Raw genomic sequence first — 16,424 nt, 5'->3', positions numbered from 1 at the left:
CGCGGATGTTGCGGCCCTGCGAGGGAAGGCGGGTCTACGCAAGGAATTCGCGGAGCAGCACGGTCAGCTCGCTGCGCAGGAAATCGACGACCGCGCGCTGGGCGGTCGACGGATAAGGGTTGGGCGTGGTCAGGATGAACAACTTGTCGCCTGGCCCCAGGGCTTGGTATGCGGGCAGCACCGGCGTCAGCCGGCCCGCGGCAAGGTCCTCATGCACCACGTAGGCCGGCAGCAGCGCGACGCCCGCGCCGGCGCGCGCGGCTTGCGCCAGGAACGGGAAGTACTCTGATTGCAGCCGCGGCGCGAGCTTGGCCTCATGCAGCTGGTCCTTGCGGCGCAGCCGCAGCGTGACCTGGGGCCTGGGGTCGGGCGGGCCCAGGAAGTGGAGGCGGCCGAGATCGCGCGGATGAGCCGGCGGGCCGAACTGCTGCAGATAGGAGGGCGCCGCGCACAGCACCCATTTGACGTCGCCCAGCGCGCGCGCCACGTAATCCTGCGGCGGGGTCGTCATGACCCGCAATGCCACGTCGATTTCCGACGAAATCAGGTCGCTCACCCGGTTTGAGAACAGCACGCGCAAGGTCAGCGACGGATGGCGCAGGGCGAAGCTCACCAGCAGCGGACGCAATTGGTCCAGTTCCCCCAATCCGGTGGGGATGCTCAGCCGGACGTGGCCCGCGGGCTCGGAACCGAGCTTCTGCAACGCATGGCGGGCGGATTCGACTTCGTGCGCCATGCGCGCGCCGTGCTCGTACAGCACCGAGCCTTGTTGCGTCAGTTCCAGCCGCCGGGTGCTGCGGCGGATGAGCTGGGCGCCGAAGGCGCGTTCCAGCTTCTGCAGATTGCGGCTTACGTGCGAACGGGTCACGCCGTGGCGCACCGCCGCCTCGCTCAAGGTGCCGGCGTCGACGATGGTGACGAACAGCTGTATCAGGTTGAGGTCCAGCGCGGGCAGGGCGGGCATGCGCAGTCCTATTGTTGACTGTGAGGAAACATAGTTTACGCAAGCTGCGGGATTGTCGCGGCATGGCGGCGGTTGATATTCTGGCCACCATCGCAAAGGAGACCAGACCATGCCCCAAAACCCATCCGGCGGGATGTCCCCGCAAACCATGTTCCGCGCCGATCTATTTCGCGGCGAGCGCATCCTCGTCACCGGGGGCGGCACCGGCCTGGGCTACGCCATGGCCGAGCGCCTGGCGTCGTTGGGCGCCGCGCTGCACCTGTGGGGACGCCGCGCCGCCGTGCTGGAAGAAGCCGCCGCCGGGCTGCGCGCACGTTACGGCGCCGAGGTCCACGTTCAGGCGGTGGATATCCGGGATGCCGAGGCCGTGGACGCCGCCGTCGACGCCATCTGGACCGGGCACGGTCCGCTGACGGGCCTCATCAACAACGCCGCGGGCAATTTCATCAGCCCCACTGAAAAACTGTCGCCGCGCGGCTTCAACGCCATTGCCGACACCGTGTTCCGCGGCACCTTCTACACGACCCAGGCCGTGGGCAAGCGCTGGATCGCGCAAGGCACGGGCGGGGCGGTGCTGTCCATCGTGGTGACCTGGGTCTGGACCGGTTCGCCCTTCGTGGTGCCCTCGGCCATGTCCAAGGCCGGCATAGACGCCATGACCAAGTCGCTGGCCATCGAATGGGGCCGCCACGGCATCCGGCTGAACGCCATCGCGCCGGGCGTGATTCCGACCGAAGGGGCCAGCGCGCGGCTGCGGCCCAAGGACTCGGGCGCGGACGCGCAGACGCAGCAGAATCCGATGCGGCGCCTGGGCACCGGACATGACATCGGCGAGCTGGCGGCCTTCCTGCTGAGTCCGGGCTATGACTGGATCAACGGCCAGACCATTGCGCTGGACGGCGGCGACTATCTGGCCAACGGCGCTTACTTCAAGCAGTACGCGGAATGGAGCGACGCGGACTGGGCCGCCGCGCGCCAGGCCATCGAAGCGCGCACCGCGCAGGACAAGGCGCAGCGCAGCACGGGGGGCGCATGACAGGCAGCACCATCCACGCGGGCGGCGACCGCCTGTCGGGCGCGGCGCTGGCCGCACGCGGCGAACAGGTTGCCGCCGGGCTGGCGGCAATGGGCGTGCGAGAAGGCGACGTGATCGCCGTGCTATTGCGCAACGGCCTGCCTTATCTGGAGATCATCCAGGCCTGCAAGCGGCTGGGCTGCTACTACTGCCCGATCAATTGGCATTTCACCGCGGCGGAAGTGGCATTCCTCATCGAAGACAGCGGCGCCCGCCTGCTGGTCGCGCACGACGACCTGTGGCTTCCGCTGCGCGATGCGCTGCCCGCCGGCCTGCCGGTGCTGCTGGCCGGTCCCGGCGCGGCGCAATCATGGCATGCCGACTACGACGCCTGGCGCGACCGCCAACAGCCCTACGACGGCCCGCGCGTGGCGCCGCGCGGCCATATGGCCTATACCTCGGGCACCACCGGCCGGCCCAAGGGCGTGGTGCGCGCGCCGTTCCCGCTGGAACACCTGGGGCGCCACCTGCAACAGGTCGAAGCGGTGGTGGAGGCGGCCTACGGCCTGCGTCCGGGATCGCGCGCGCTGCTGCCCGCGCCGATCTACCACAGTGCGCCCAGCGTATTCGCGCAGGTCGCCCTGCGGGTCTGCGAGACCTTCGTGCTGACGGACAGGTTCGATCCCGTGGAAGTCCTGCGCCTGATCGAGGCGCATCGCATCGATACGGTATATCTGGTGCCCATCATGTACGTGCGCCTCTTGAAGCTGGACGCCGCCACCCGCGCGGCGCACGACCTGTCGTCGCTGCGCTTCGTGGCCTCGACCGGCGCGCCCTGCGCGCCGGAAATCAAGCGCGCCATGATCGAATGGCTGGGACCGGTCATCCATGAAACCTATGCGTCGAGCGAGGCGGGCATGGTCACCGTCATCGATTCGCACGAAGCGCTCGCCCGTCCCGGTAGCGCCGGCCGGCCTATCGGCGGCGCGCAGGTCAGGATCTATGGCGAAGACGGATCGCCTTGCGCGGCGGGCCAGGTCGGGCGGATCTACGTGCGCCAGCCGGCCTACGCGGACTTCACCTATCGCAACAACCCGCAGGCCCGCGCCGACGTGGAGAAGGACGGACTCATCGGTCTGGGCGACCTGGGCTATCTGGACGCGGACGGCTATCTCTATGTGTGCGACCGCGAATCGGACCTGGTGATCTCGGGCGGCGTGAACATCTATCCCGCCGAGGTCGAGCACCAGCTGATGCAGTATCCGGGCGTGGCGGATTGCGCGGTGTTCGGGGTGCCCGACGACGAATACGGCGAGCGGCTGATGGCGCTGGTGCAGCCCTCGGCGGGCGCCGCGCCCGACCCCGAGGCGCTGAGGCTATGGCTGGGTGAACGGATCGCGCGCTACAAGGTGCCGCGTGAACTGCAACTGCGCGCGGAACTACCGCGCGACGACAACGGGAAGATCGCCAAGCGCCGGCTGCGCGCCGAATTCTGGGCGGGCAGGCAGCGCCAGGTATAGCAGGGCGGCGCATCGCCGCAACAACAAAACCCACAAGGGAGACAGGCATGGCAATCAGGCTGAACCTCAGGCTGCGTCGCATCGCGACCGCGGCGATCGTCGCGCTCGCGGCTCCGGCCGCCGCGCTGGCGGCATTTCCGGACAAACCGGTCAAACTGGTCGTGCCCTATACGCCGGGCGGCTCCGCGGACCAATTGTCGCGGGTGCTGGCCGAAGGCATGTCGCGCGACCTTGGGCAACCCGTGGTGGTGGAGAACAAACCCGGCGCCAATACCATGGTCGCGGCGACCCAGGTGGCCAGGTCGGCGCCGGACGGATACACGGTTTTCCTCGCCAGCAACGCCAGCATGGTGCTCAATCCCATGCTTTATCAACGCATCGCCTATGACGCCGCGCGCGACTTCCGCGTGTTCGGCATCGCTGCCGAGCTGCCGCTGGTGGTCGTGGCGAACAACGAGGTCCCAGCGGGCACGCTGGCCGAGTTCGTCACTTATGCCAAGGCCCGGCCCGGCAAACTGAACTACGCCTCCGTGGGCATAGGCAATCCGCTGCAGTTGGCGACCGAACTGCTGAAATCGCGCACGGGCATGGACGTGGCGCATATCCCGTATAACGGCAGCGCGCCGGCCCTGACCTCGCTGATGGGCAATGACACGCAGCTCATGGTGGACGTGATCAGCACCTCGCTGCCGCTGGTGCGGGAACGCAAGATCAAGGCGCTGGCCGTCACGACCAGCGAGCGGCTGGCCGTGCTGCCGGAGGTGCCGACCGTGGCGGAAAGCGGCTTTCCGGGATTCCGCGCCGCCACCTGGTTCGGTCTGGCCGTGCCGCGCGCCGTGCCGCAGGCCGAAGCGCAGCGCTTGCAGGCGGCGCTGGACAAGGTGCTGAAGGATCCGGCATTCCGCGGCCGTTTTGAACCCCTGGGCCTGGTGATCCAGGCGCCCCGCAGCCAGGCAGAGATCGATGCCTACGTGCAGGAAGACCGCCAGCGCTGGGGCGCGGTGATCGAAGCCAATCACATCAAGTTGGACTGAGGCGGCCACGGCCGGCCGGCCCACGCCGCCTGGCCGTCGGCGCCGTCAGGCCTTCTTGCCGCCGCGGCGCGCCTTGCGCGTGACATTGCGCCGCGACATCTCGGAGTCCAGGATCAACCGGCCTTCGAGCTTGCCGTGCATGCGCTTGACCGAACGCATCGCGTCCTGCATGTGTTCGCTCATCAAGTCGCGCACCTTTTCCACGTCGCGCTCGCGCGCCGCAGCCAGGATCTTGCGGTGAAAGCCCGTATTGGCGCTGCCGAAACGCTGCTGCTCGGATAGTGGCATCTCGTTGTCGAACACGGTCAGCTGCCGGATCATTTCATTGGTCATCTCGCAGCTGAAGCGCAGGAACGGGTTGGGGCAGGCCGCCGCGAAGATGTCGTGGAAATTGATTTCTTCCTGGCGCTGCGCCAGCGGGTCATCGACGTGCTCGGCCGACGGATCGCAGCAGGCGATGTTCTCCTCCAGCGCAGCGAAATGCGCGTCCGTCAGGAACGGCACCGCGCTGGCCGCGAGCTCGGGCTCCAGCAGCTTGCGCACCTGGTAGATGTCCTCGATCCGCACTTCCTTGAAGAACAGGTAGTTCTGCATCAGCTGGAAGGTGCGGTCCAGCGGCACCTCGACCACGGTGCCGCCGCCGCCCGGTCCGGTGCTGACCTTGACCAGCCCCTGCACCTCCAGCGACTTGAGCGCTTCGCGCATGGTGCTTTTGCTGACCGAGAACATGCTTTGCAGCTCGCTTTCGCGCGGCAGCTTGTCGCCCGGCAACAGGTTCTTGGCCGTGATCAGCCGCTTGATCTCTTCGGCGACCAGGTCGCTGCGCTTGGGCGGACTCGACGCGCCCGCGGCTTGTAGGTCGTGACTGTTGAACGCCATTGCGTTCCTCCGTTGCTGCGTGGTGTGCGCGGGGCATGCCCCGGGCGGGTTCTGCGCGGACCCCGGGTTATACCTGATGCGCCCGCTATTGACAGAGCCGGCTCGCCAAACTGATCATGATAATAATCCTATTTATCATGATAAATAGGATGGTAGTCGCAGTATAGGCATGAGCGCCGGGACTTGCGAATACGCCCACGCGGCGGCAGCCCTGGCACGGGAGCTTGGAGCAGACAGAGTCGGTATGGGGACGCGCATGGTGCGCGCTCGACATCGTCAATATGCCGCGGCACCGCCAGCGGCAGCCAGGGAGAACCATCTTGAATCGCCGCAACCTGCTGAAATTGGCCGCGCTTGGCGCCGTGCCCGGATCACTCTGGACCGCCCGGTCCGCGCTGGCGCAAGCCGACGCCATCCAGTTCGGGTGTCCGGTGCCCATGTCGGGCGCCTTTGCCGCCAACGGCAAATACGCCGACCTGGGCATGAAACTGGCGCTGGAGCAGTATGGCCGCGCGCTGGACCGGCCGCTGGCCTATACCGTGCTGGATACCGAGGGCAAGCCGGCCACGGCGGTGCGCAAGGTCCAGGAAGTCTCGCAACAGAAGGGCGTCAAATTCTTCGCCGGCGGCATCCTGTCGTCCGAAGCGCTGGCCATGGGCAAGGAAGTCGAGCGCGCCGGCGGCGTCTTCATCACCACCGCGGGCGCGGACGAAATCACCGGCAAGGACTGCAACCGGGCCACCTTCCGCTGGTCCGTGCCCACCTTTGGCGCCATCGAGCAGACCGTGCGTCCCTTGCTCGAAAAGCTGCCCAACGCCAAGCGCTGGTACACCATCACGCCGCAATACGTGTTCGGCGACGGCCTGCTCAGCGCGGCCAAGGCGATCTTCAAGGAAAAGGGCATCGAGCATGTGGGCAACAGCTATCACTCGCTGACCGAGAAGGAATTCAGCGGCTACCTCACCAACGCCATGGCCGCCAAGCCGGACGTGCTGCTGATCCTGAACTTCGGCTCGCAGTCCTCCGACACGCTGCGCCAGGCCGTCAGCTTCGGCATGAAGCAGAACTGCACCATCCTGGTGGCCTGGGCTTCGGGCCTGGAACAGTTCGAAGGCCTGGGCGCGGACCTGTGCGAAGGCGTGTACTTCGGGGCGCAGTACTGGCACGGCATCGACTCGCCGCTCAACAAGGAACTGGTACAGCTGTCCCGCGACAAGACGCGCGCCAATCCCAATTACAGCCTGGCGGGCTCCTACATCTGCACCCGCATCATGCTGGACGCCATCGCCCGGGCCGGCAGCGCCGACCCGGCCAAGGTGATCGCCGTCATGGAGGGCATGGCCTACGAGGGCCTGACGGGCAAGGAGGAAATCCGCAAGGAAGACCACCAGGTCCTGAAGAACTACTACCTGCTCAAGGGCCGCGCCAAGAAGGACATGAAGGACAAGGACGATTACGCCGAGATCGTGCATAGCGGCCGTTCCTTCCTGCCGCCCGCGGAAACCGGCTGCAAGCTGTAGCCCGCCCCTGAGGCGGGCGGCCGTGGGCGCGCCGCGTCCGCGGCCGCCGCGCGCCCCGCGGCCTTCCGTTACCTCCATCGGGCATACCCATGAACGTCTATCTCCTCCAGATCATCAATGGGATCGGGGTAGGCATGCTGTACTTCCTTCTGGCAGTCGGCCTGTCCATCGTCTTCGGTCTGTTGCGCTTCGTGAACTTCGCCCACGGGGCGTTCTATCTGCTGGGCGCCTACTTCTGTTTCCAGGCCATCCAATGGGGCCTGAATTTCTGGCTCGCGCTGGCCATCGTGCCGCTGCTGGTGGGCGCCGGCGCCTGGGTCGTGGAGAAAGTGCTGCTGCGCCACGTCTACGCGCAGGCGCATGAATTCCACATCCTGATCACCGTCGGCCTGGCGCTGGTCCTGCAGGAACTGGTCATCGTGATCTGGGGGCCGATAGGCGACAACGTCGCCGCACCCTCGGCCCTGCAGGGCGTGGTCATGTGGGGCAGCTTCATCTATCCCAAGTACCGTCTGTTCGTGATCGGCTTCACCGCTGTCTTCTCGTTGCTGCTCTGGTATGTGCTGGAAGGCACGCGGCTGGGCAGCGCGGTGCGCGCGGGCAGCGAATCGACCGAAATGGTGTCCATGCTGGGCATCAATGTGTTCCGCATGTTCAGCCTGGTCTTCGCGCTGGGCGCGGCGACCGCCGCCCTGGCCGGGGTGTTGGCCGCGCCCATACGCGGCGTCGAACCCTTCATGGGCATCGAGGCCCTGGGCATCGCCTTCGTCATCGTGGTGGTGGGCGGCATGGGCAGCTTCTTCGGCGCGCTGGTCGGCGGCCTCCTGATCGGCGTGGTGCAGAGCGTGATGAGCACGCTCTGGCCGGAAGGCGCGCGGCTGATGATCTATGTGGCGATGGCGGCGGTGCTGCTGCTGCGTCCCCACGGCCTGATGGGGAGAGGATGATGACGCGCTTGAAATCTCATGCCCAATTGCTGCTGGCGCTGGCCGTGGTGCTGCTGTTGCCGCTGTGCATGCAGTCGGGCTCGCTGGCCACGGAAGTGCTGATCTACGCGCTGGCGGTGCTGGGCTGCAATCTGCTGCTGGGTTTCACCGGGCTGTTGTCGTTCGGCCAGGGCATCTTCTTCGGCCTGGGCAGCTATGCCGTCGGCATCCTGTTGACGCGTACCGGCCTGCCGATGCCGCTGGCGTTGCTGGCGGCGATGGCGGTGGGCGCGCTGGGCGCGACGCTGGTGGGCTGGTTCGCCATCCGCCAGCGCGGCACCTACTTCGTGATGCTGACGCTGGCCTTCGCGCAGATGTTCTACTTCCTGGCGTACAGCCTGCCTGACCTGACCGGCGGCGACAATGGCCTGCTGGACGTGCCGCGTCCGGCGCTGTCGGTGGCGGGCCTGCAGCTCATGCCGCTGGCCACGCCCTGGCAGTTCTACGCCTTCGTGGCGGTGTGCTTCCTGGCGATATTCTGGCTGCTGCTGCGCGTGACCAACTCGGTGTTCGGCCGCACGCTGCTGGCGATCCGCGACAACGAGGCGCGCGCCATGGCGGTGGGCTACAACGTGCGCCTCTTCAAGTTGGCGGCTTTCGCCATCTCGGGCGCCGTCACCGCGCTGGCGGGCGCCTTCCTGGCGATGATGACCGGCATCGCGCCGCTGTCCAGCATTGAATACCACAGCAGCGAGATGATCCTGGTCATGACGGTCATCGGCGGCACCGGCAACCTGTTCGCTTCAGTGCTGGGGGCAGCTTTCTACGTGCTGTTCGCGGACTGGCTTTCCACCTTGTGGCCGCGCTGGCTGATGCTGCTGGGCTTCCTGCTGATCGCGGTCAGCCTGTTCATGCAGAAGGGGCTGTGGGGGCTGGGAGAACGCATCTGGCTGGCGCTGCGGCGCAAGCCTGCCGGCGGCGAGCCGGCCGCCAAGGAGGGACGCGCATGAATCCGCAACATTCCGCGCCGCTGCTGCAGGCCAGGGGCATCGTCAAGCGCTTCGGCAAGTTCGTGGCCCTGCATGGGGTCGATCTGCAAGTGCAGCCGCGCACGGTGCACTCCGTCATCGGCCCGAACGGCGCGGGCAAGACCACACTGTTCCATACGCTGACGGGCACCTTGCGCACCAGCGAGGGTAGCATCGTGTTCGACGGCCATGACGTGACGCAGGAGGCCGATTATCAACGGGTGCAGCGCGGCATCGCGCGCTCTTTCCAGGTCACCAGCCTGTTCGCCAACCTGTCGGTGCAGGAGAACCTGCGGCTGGCGGCGCAGGGCGCGCATCGCGCCGGCGCCTTCGACTGCTGGCATCCGCCCACCGGCCCGCGGGCGCAGCGCGAGATCGTCGACGCGGCGCTGGAACGGCTGGGCCTGTCGCGGCTGGCCAAGGTGGCGGCGGGCGCGCTGTCGCACGGCCAGCAGCGGCGCCTGGAAGTCGGCATGGCGCTGGCCGCCCGGCCGCGCGCGATTTTCCTGGACGAGCCCACCTCGGGCATGGGGGTGGACGACCTGGATGAGATGAAACGGTTGATCCGCAGCCTGCGCGACGATCACACGGTGGTGCTGATCGAGCACAACATGAACATCGTGATGGATATCTCCGACACGATCACGGTGATGCAGCAGGGCCGCGTGCTGGTCGAAGGCACGCCTGCCGCGATCCGCAGCGACGAGCGGGTGCGCGCCGCGTACCTGGGCAACATGATCACGGGAGGCCGGGCATGATGCTGCATGTCGACGCCGTACACAGCTATTACGGCAAGAGCCATATTCTGCAAGGCGTGTCGCTCGAGCTGCCGCAGGGCGAGGTGATCACGCTGCTCGGGCGCAACGGCGCGGGCAAGTCGACCACGCTCAAGACCATCGCCGGCGTGATCGCGCCCAAGGGCGGCGCGGTGCGCTACGGCGGACGCGACATCGCCGGGCTGCCGGCGCACAAGATCGCGTCCATGGGGATCTGCCTGGTGCCCGAGCACCGCGGCATCTTCAAGCTGCTGACGGTCGAGGAAAACCTCAAGCTGGGCATGCGCCGCGATTCGCCCTGGCAGCTGGAAGACGTCTACCGCATCTTTCCCCGCCTGAAGGAGCGGCGCAGGAACGGCGGCGGCCAGTTGTCCGGCGGCGAACAGCAGATGCTGGCCATCGGGCGCGCGCTCATGAACCATCCGCGCGTGCTGATGCTGGACGAACCGGTCGAAGGCCTGGCGCCGGTGATCGTCGAGGAGATCGTGGCGCAGATCAAGTCCATCAAGCAGGCCGGCGTCACCATCCTGCTGGTGGAGCAGAACCTGGAAGTCTGCACGCAGCTGGCCGACCGTCATTTCATCATCGAGCAGGGATCCATCGTCTACCAAGGCAGCAACGCGGCCTTCATGGCGGACGAAAACGTGAAGGACCGATACCTGGGCGTGGGCGTCTAGGGACCGCCTGCGCCGCGCAACCGAAGCAAGGGAAACACCATGGAAATGAACACATTGGAGGCCGTCAGCGGCATCCGCATCGATGGCAGCCGCCTCTGGAATTCGCTGATGGAATTGGCCCGCATCGGCGCCACCGACAAGGGCGGCGTGTGCCGGCTGGCGCTGAGCGACCTGGACCGGCAGGGCCGCGACCTGGTCTGCGCCTGGGCTCGTGAGCTGGGCTGCAGCGTGCGCGTGGACGCCATCGGCAACATCTTCATGCGTCGTCCCGGCCTGCGCGATGACTTGCCCGCCGTGATGACCGGCAGCCATATCGACACCCAGCCCACCGGCGGAAAATTCGACGGCAACTATGGGGTGCTTGCAGGCATCGAGGTCCTGCGCACGCTGCACGAACGCGGCATTGCCACCGAGGCGCCGCTGGAAGTGGTGGTGTGGACCAACGAGGAAGGCTCGCGCTTCGTACCCGTGATGATGGGTTCCGGCGTGTACGCCGGCGCTTTCACGCTGGAGCACGCGCTGGCTGCGCGCGACCGCGACGGCGTCAGCGTGGATGAAGCGCTGCGCACCATCGGCTACGCCGGTCCGGAACCCGCGCGGCCCGGGGATGTCGGCGCCTACTTCGAGGCACACATCGAGCAAGGCCCCATCCTGGAGGACCGCGGCATCACCATCGGTTCGGTGCAGGGCGCCCTGGGGCAGCGCTGGTACGACGTCGCCATCACCGGCCAGGAGGCGCATGCGGGGCCCACGCCCATGGAACTGCGCCGCGACGCCTTGCTGACCGCGTCCAGGCTGGTGCTTGAGGTCAACCGGATCGCGCTGGAGCATGCGCCGCATGGCCGCGGCACGGTTGGCTGCATCGACAGCTTCCCGAACTCGCGCAACGTGATTCCCGGCCGCGTGGCGCTTACCGTAGACCTGCGCGCCGCCGACGACGCCACGTTGGACAGCATGGCCGCGGCGTTTGCGCGCGTCTGCGAGGAACTGGCCGAGCCGGGCCGCTTCCAGGTCGACAGCAAGGAGGTCGTGTACTTCCCGCCGCAGCCCTTCGAGCCGCGCCTGGTGCAGGCGATCCGCGACGGCGCGGCCACGCTGGGCCTGGATTCGCTGGACGTGATCAGCGGCGCGGGCCATGACGCCGTCTACATGGCGCGGGTGGCGCCCACCGCCATGATCTTCGTGCCGTGCAAGGACGGCATCAGCCACAACGAGATCGAGGACGCGCAGCCCGAGCACCTGGAGGCGGGCTGCAATGTGCTGCTGCACGCCATGCTGCGCTGCTGCGGGCGCATCCAGTTTTCCGATGGGGGCGCGCAATGAAGGCGCTGATCGCGAGGTTGAACCACGAGACCAACACCTTCTCGCCGGTTCCCACGCCGCTGTCCGCCTTCGGCAACGGCGGCCCCGCCTACGATGCGGCGGCCTATGAAGAGAACAAGGGCAAGCGCACCGCGATGTCGGCGTTCATCGACCTGGCCGAAGCGCGCGGCGCCGAACTGGTCACCCCCGTGTCGGCCACCGCCTATCCCAGCGGCCGCGTCGATGGCCAGGCCTATGCCGAGCTATGCGACCGCATCGTGGCCGCAGCGCCGGGCTGCGACGTCATCCTGCTGGACCTGCATGGCGCCATGGCGGTGGAGACCACCGATGACGGCGAGGGCGACCTGCTTGAACGGCTGCGCGCCGCCGCGCCTGGCGTGCCGGTTGCCGTGGCGCTGGATCTGCACGGCAACGTCACGCAGAAGATGATGGACAACGCCGACGTCATCGTCAGCTTCAAGACCTATCCCCACATCGACATGTACGAAACCGGCGAACACGCCGGCAGGCTGCTGTTTGCGGGCATCGACGGCCGATGCAAGCCGGTCATGGCGTGGCGCCGGTTGCCGCTGGTGTCGCATTCCCTGCGGAGCAACACGGCCGAAGGCGCCATGCGCGCCGCCGTCGTAGCGGCGCGCATGGCAGAGGCCGCGGGGACGCTGGGCGTGTCGGTGCTGGCGGGCTTCGGCCTGGCCGACATCCCGCATCCCTGCGTCAGCGTGGTCGTGGTGGCCGACGGCGACCGCGCCGAGGCGGAGCGCGTGGCGGGCGAGATCGCCGCGCTTATCTGGGAGCAGCGCGACGGATTCTTCTATGACAGCGAGTCGCTGGCCGAGTCGCTGGCGCGCGCCAAGATCCTGGCCGAAGGCGCAAGCAAGCCGGTGCTGCTGCTGGACCATGGCGACAATTGCATGAGCGGCGGCACTTGCGACACCCTGGACGTGCTGATGGCCGCGCTGGATGCGGGCCTGGAAGGCATACAGGCGGGGCTGTACTGCGATCCCGAGGCGGTGGCCGAATTGACCCGCGCCGGCGTCGGCGCCACGGTCGAGCTGCCGGTAGGCAACAAGCGCGCCATCGGCGAAATCGGCCGGGAGGCGCAGCCCGTCACGCTGCGCGGCACCGTGCGCGCGCTGAGCAATGGCGAGTACCTGATCACCGGGCCGACCTATACCGGGCAATTGGCCTGCATGGGCCGCAGCGCGGTGCTGGACATAGGCGCCGCGCAGCTGGTGCTGACCGAGCAGACCCACGAACCCTGGGATCTGGGCGTGTTCCAGAGTCTTGGACTGGATCCGTCCCGCGCCCGTTACGTGCTGGTGAAGTCGCGCATGTACTGCCGCCCGGTGTTCGTGCCGATCTCCCAGGCGCTGGTCGAATGTGACAGCCCCGGCGTGACCAGCTCCGACTGGTCGCTGTTCGAATTCCGCAGACGCGCGCGGCCGCTGTACCCGCTGGAACCCATGGCGGCGGCGGACTACGATCCTCGCGCGGGCCGCCGATAGACCCGTCGGAAAGACCAGGGCGCCACAAGCGGCAGCTGTGGCGCCCGGGCAACGAACATTCTCAAACAAAAAGTAACATAAATGAGAATGATTCCGTTTGCCGTAGAATGGGGCGCTCAGCAATTCCAGTCCCCTTTGGTGCAGCCGGCCCGGCAAGGCCCTGGCCTTCCGGCACATTCCAGACGCATCCGTAATTCTTAGTGCGCGCGTGACCCCATCGGGATTTTGATCTCTGCCTGCGAACTTCCCGACATGAAAATCCGAACTCTTGCCTGCATGGCCGCCGCGCTGCCGTGCTATCTCCCCGTTGTCCACGCCCAATCCGCGTCCGATCAGGCCGGCTCCGTCGTTTCCATGGACGCCATCAAGGTCGAAGCCAGCGCCGATGCCTCGGCCGGCGGCCTGGCCGAACCCTTTGCCGGCGGGCAGGTCGCCCGGGGCGGCCGCGTCGGTTTGCTGGGTACGCAGGACCTGATGGACACGCCATTCAGCATCACCAGCTACACCAATGAACTGATCCAGGACCGGCAGGCCCGCAGCGTGGGCGACGTGCTGCAGAACGACCCGGGCGTGCGCGTGGCCCGCGGCTTCGGCAACTTCCAGGAGTCGTACTTCATCCGCGGCTTCATCCTGGGTTCGGACGACGTGGCCTACAACGGCCTCTACAGCCTGCTGCCGCGCCAATACATCGCCACCGAACTGTTCGAACGCGTGGAGGTCCTGCGCGGCGCGTCCACCTTCCTGACGGGCGCGGCGCCCGGCGGCGGCGGCATCGGCGGGGTGATCAATCTGGTGCCCAAGCGCGCGCCGAACGAACCTCTGACCCGTGTTACCACCGGCGTGTCCAGCGGCGGGCAGTTCCAGTTGTCCACCGACATTGCTCGCCGCTTTGGCCCGGGCGACAGCACCGGCATCCGGCTCAACGCCGCACAGCGCAGCGGCGATACCGGTATCGACGATGAACATTCCCGTACCAGCCTGGTATCGCTGGGCCTGGATTGGCGTTCGGCCGACACCCGTTTGTCTGCCGACATCGGCTGGCAGGAGAACAAGCTCAAGCGCGCGCGTCCCAACGTGACGCTGGGCGCCGGCGTCACCAAGGTGCCCGACGCGCCCGACGCCAGCTCCAACTATGCGCAGCCCTGGTCGTATTCGAACGAGCGCGACGTCTTCGGCACCGTGCGCGGCGAACATGATTTCAGCGACAAGCTGACCGCCTACGCGGCCTTTGGCATGCGCCGCAGCGATGAAGCGAATTCGCTGGGCAACGTCACGCTGACCAACGGCAGCACGGGGGCGGGCACCTTCTACCGCTTCGACAATACCCGCGAAGACAGCGTGAACACGGGCGAACTGGGCCTGCGCGGCAAACTGCGCACGGGGCCGGTAGGCCACGAGTTCGTCGTGTCGGCATCCTTCTTCGACCTGAAGAAGAAAAATGCCTATGTGATGGACTGGCAGAACACGTATCCCACCAATATCTACAACCCGATTTCGTATGACAAGCCGCCATTCAGCGCCACCGCGCTGCGTGGCAACGACCTGGACGATCCGGCGCTGCAAGGCCGCACCCGCCTGAGCAGCTACGCCATCGGCGACACGCTGTCGTTCCTGGACGACAAGGTGCTGCTCACGGCGGGCATCCGCCATCAGCGCTTGTCGCAACGCGACTACGCGTACAACACCGGCAAGGAAAACGGCGCCTACGACGCCAGCCATAATTCGCCCGCCGCAGGCCTGGTCGTCAAGGTCGCGCCCAGCGTTTCGCTGTACGCGAACTACATCGAGGCGCTGGTCGCGGGACCGACCGCCCCGGCCAATGCCGGCGGCAAGCCGGTGCCCAACGCCGGCCAGAGCCTGCCGCCCTTCGTCTCCAAGCAGAAAGAAATCGGCGCGAAGTATGAAGGCGACGGACTGGGCGCGGGACTCGCGCTGTTCTCGACCGACAAGCCGCGCGCCATGTACAACGCCAGCAACGAACTGACCACGTCCGGCAAGGACCGCCATCAGGGCGTGGAGCTCACCATGTACGGCGAGCCCGTCAAGAGCGTGCGCCTGTTGGGCGGCCTGACTTGGCTGGACGCCACGCAGCGCTCCACCGGCAACCCGTCCATCGACGGCAACCGCGTGATCGGCGTGCCGCGCTTCCAGGCGAATATGGGCGTGGAGTGGGACATCCCCGGCGTGCCGGGCCTGGCGGTGGATGGCCGCGTGGTCTATACCGGTTCGTCCTACGCGGACGACGCCAACACGCTCAAGGTGCCGGGCTGGACCCGCTTCGATGCGGGCCTGCGCTACATGATGGACGTGGACGGCCACGTCGTGACCCTGCGCGCCCGCGTGGACAACATCGCCAACCGCAACTACTGGTCGTCGGTGGGCGGTTATCCGGGCAACGGCTATCTGGTGCTGGGCGGACCGCGCACCTTCTCGCTCAGCGCGAGCATGGACTTCTGAGTTCAGGCGGCGGCGTTCACCAGAACCAGCCGCCGCGCGTGAGGTCGCTCTCGCAGCTCTTGTACTGCGCGGCGAACTTCTGGGCCCGTGCCTGCACTTTCTGCGACACGGTCTTGAGCCAGGCCTTGCGGTCGTAGCTGCGGTTGCGGTAGCCGGTCCAGCCTTCGTGGTAGTTCAGGTATTGGCCATAGGCGTCGGACTTGGACACGCCGTTGATGCGCTGGGTCTTGTTCATGTACCAGCCCATGAAATCTAGCGCGTCGGCGAAGTCGTCGCGGCTGGAGCCCCAGCCGCCGGCATCTTTCTTGTAGTCGTCCCAGGTCTCGTCCTTGACCTGGGCGTAACCGTAGGCGGAACTGACGCGTCCCCAGGGGATGAAGCCCAGGAAGTAATAGCGCGGCGGCACGGCGTCATGCTTGAAGGAGGACTCCTGGTACATCATGGCCATGGGCACCGGCACGGGCGCACCCCATTTCTTCTGCACCTTCAGGGCGGCATCGTGCCAGTCCGGCTTTTCGCGAAAGATGGCGCAGATGTTCTCGGGATTCGAGGGCGGCGCGGTGGCGCAGCCGGCAAGCGCCAGCAATAGCAGCGGCGGCAGCAAAAGCCGGGTCATTGGCGGTCTTCCTCCGGAGATCGGGGCAGGGTTGGGGGCGGATGTCACAAGTTACCGCGATTGTATGAAAACGTATCGCGAAAAAAGTTCCGTCCCTGAAATTCTCCGACCTGTGCCGCATGCGCCAGGCAAAGAAAAACGGCCCCGGATTGCTCCGGGGCCGTGTTGCAGGCGATGCAGCCAG

General features: G+C 66.9%; 14 protein-coding genes. 11 read left to right on the top strand and 3 right to left on the bottom strand.

The window, feature by feature from the left end:
* Positions 1–34: 34 nt before the first annotated feature.
* Positions 35–964, bottom strand: a complete 930-nt coding sequence (locus IB257_RS28435) for a LysR family transcriptional regulator (protein WP_082400873.1) — start codon at positions 962–964, stop codon at positions 35–37.
* 148 nt (positions 965–1,112) lie between these two features.
* Here IB257_RS28435 and IB257_RS28430 point away from each other — a divergent pair, with 148 nt between their 5' ends.
* Genes IB257_RS28430 through IB257_RS28420 form a run of 3 tightly spaced genes read left to right on the top strand, consistent with a single transcriptional unit; the run spans position 1,113 to position 4,533 of the window.
* On the top strand, positions 1,113–2,000 hold the full coding sequence (locus IB257_RS28430; RefSeq protein ID WP_054453670.1) for an SDR family oxidoreductase: 888 nt from the start codon (positions 1,113–1,115) through the stop codon (positions 1,998–2,000).
* Complete coding sequence (locus IB257_RS28425; RefSeq protein ID WP_192493171.1) at positions 1,997–3,499, top strand: AMP-binding protein; 1,503 nt, start codon at positions 1,997–1,999, stop codon at positions 3,497–3,499. Before IB257_RS28430 ends, IB257_RS28425 begins: the two co-directional genes overlap by 4 nt.
* Before the next feature lie 47 nt (positions 3,500–3,546).
* Positions 3,547–4,533 carry a tripartite tricarboxylate transporter substrate binding protein gene (locus IB257_RS28420; RefSeq protein WP_054452981.1) on the top strand — a complete coding sequence of 329 codons (987 nt, stop codon included), beginning with the start codon at positions 3,547–3,549 and terminating at the stop codon, positions 4,531–4,533.
* Between the two features lie 45 nt (positions 4,534–4,578).
* Here IB257_RS28420 and IB257_RS28415 read toward each other — a convergent pair whose 3' ends face one another.
* Positions 4,579–5,412, bottom strand: a complete 834-nt coding sequence (locus IB257_RS28415) for a FadR/GntR family transcriptional regulator (RefSeq protein WP_054452979.1) — start codon at positions 5,410–5,412, stop codon at positions 4,579–4,581.
* Positions 5,413–5,732: 320 nt separating this feature from the next.
* On the opposite strand from IB257_RS28415, the gene IB257_RS28410 reads away from it, so the two are divergent.
* The 8 genes from IB257_RS28410 to IB257_RS28375 all read left to right on the top strand — a co-directional run bounded on the left by IB257_RS28410 (position 5,733) and on the right by IB257_RS28375 (position 15,624).
* Positions 5,733–6,932, top strand: a complete 1,200-nt coding sequence (locus tag IB257_RS28410; RefSeq protein ID WP_054452977.1) for an ABC transporter substrate-binding protein — start codon at positions 5,733–5,735, stop codon at positions 6,930–6,932.
* Positions 6,933–7,021: 89 nt separating this feature from the next.
* On the top strand, positions 7,022–7,879 hold the full coding sequence (locus IB257_RS28405) for a branched-chain amino acid ABC transporter permease (RefSeq protein WP_054452975.1): 858 nt from the start codon (positions 7,022–7,024) through the stop codon (positions 7,877–7,879).
* Positions 7,879–8,868, top strand: a complete 990-nt coding sequence (locus tag IB257_RS28400) for a branched-chain amino acid ABC transporter permease (protein ID WP_054452973.1) — start codon at positions 7,879–7,881, stop codon at positions 8,866–8,868. The genes IB257_RS28405 and IB257_RS28400 overlap by 1 nt, the downstream gene beginning before the upstream one ends.
* Positions 8,865–9,644 carry an ABC transporter ATP-binding protein gene (locus tag IB257_RS28395; protein WP_054452971.1) on the top strand — a complete coding sequence of 260 codons (780 nt, stop codon included), beginning with the start codon at positions 8,865–8,867 and terminating at the stop codon, positions 9,642–9,644. The genes IB257_RS28400 and IB257_RS28395 overlap by 4 nt, the downstream gene beginning before the upstream one ends.
* Positions 9,641–10,339, top strand: coding sequence for an ABC transporter ATP-binding protein (locus IB257_RS28390; protein ID WP_054452969.1), 699 nt, complete (start codon positions 9,641–9,643; stop codon positions 10,337–10,339). The genes IB257_RS28395 and IB257_RS28390 overlap by 4 nt, the downstream gene beginning before the upstream one ends.
* A gap of 39 nt (positions 10,340–10,378) precedes the next feature.
* The gene (locus IB257_RS28385) at positions 10,379–11,662 is read left to right on the top strand and encodes a Zn-dependent hydrolase (protein WP_192493170.1); all 1,284 of its coding nucleotides are present in this window, start codon (positions 10,379–10,381) and stop codon (positions 11,660–11,662) included.
* Entirely contained in the window at positions 11,659–13,167 is a 1,509-nt protein-coding gene (locus IB257_RS28380) for a M81 family metallopeptidase (RefSeq protein ID WP_192493169.1), read from the top strand. The genes IB257_RS28385 and IB257_RS28380 overlap by 4 nt, the downstream gene beginning before the upstream one ends.
* A 252-nt stretch (positions 13,168–13,419) precedes the next feature.
* Positions 13,420–15,624: a TonB-dependent siderophore receptor gene (locus IB257_RS28375; RefSeq protein WP_054452964.1), complete on the top strand. Its 2,205-nt coding sequence runs from the start codon at positions 13,420–13,422 to the stop codon at positions 15,622–15,624.
* Between the two features lie 16 nt (positions 15,625–15,640).
* Here IB257_RS28375 and IB257_RS28370 read toward each other — a convergent pair whose 3' ends face one another.
* A complete protein-coding gene (locus tag IB257_RS28370) occupies positions 15,641–16,240 on the bottom strand; it encodes a hypothetical protein (protein ID WP_054452962.1) in 600 nt (199 codons plus the stop codon).
* Positions 16,241–16,424 lie beyond the last annotated feature (184 nt).

It is taken from the genome of Achromobacter sp. ACM03, assembly GCF_014851665.1.
GTDB lineage: Bacteria > Pseudomonadota > Gammaproteobacteria > Burkholderiales > Burkholderiaceae_B > Achromobacter > Achromobacter aegrifaciens.
Note: the sequence above shows the minus strand (reverse complement) of the source record. Positions and strands in the feature narration are given on the sequence as shown.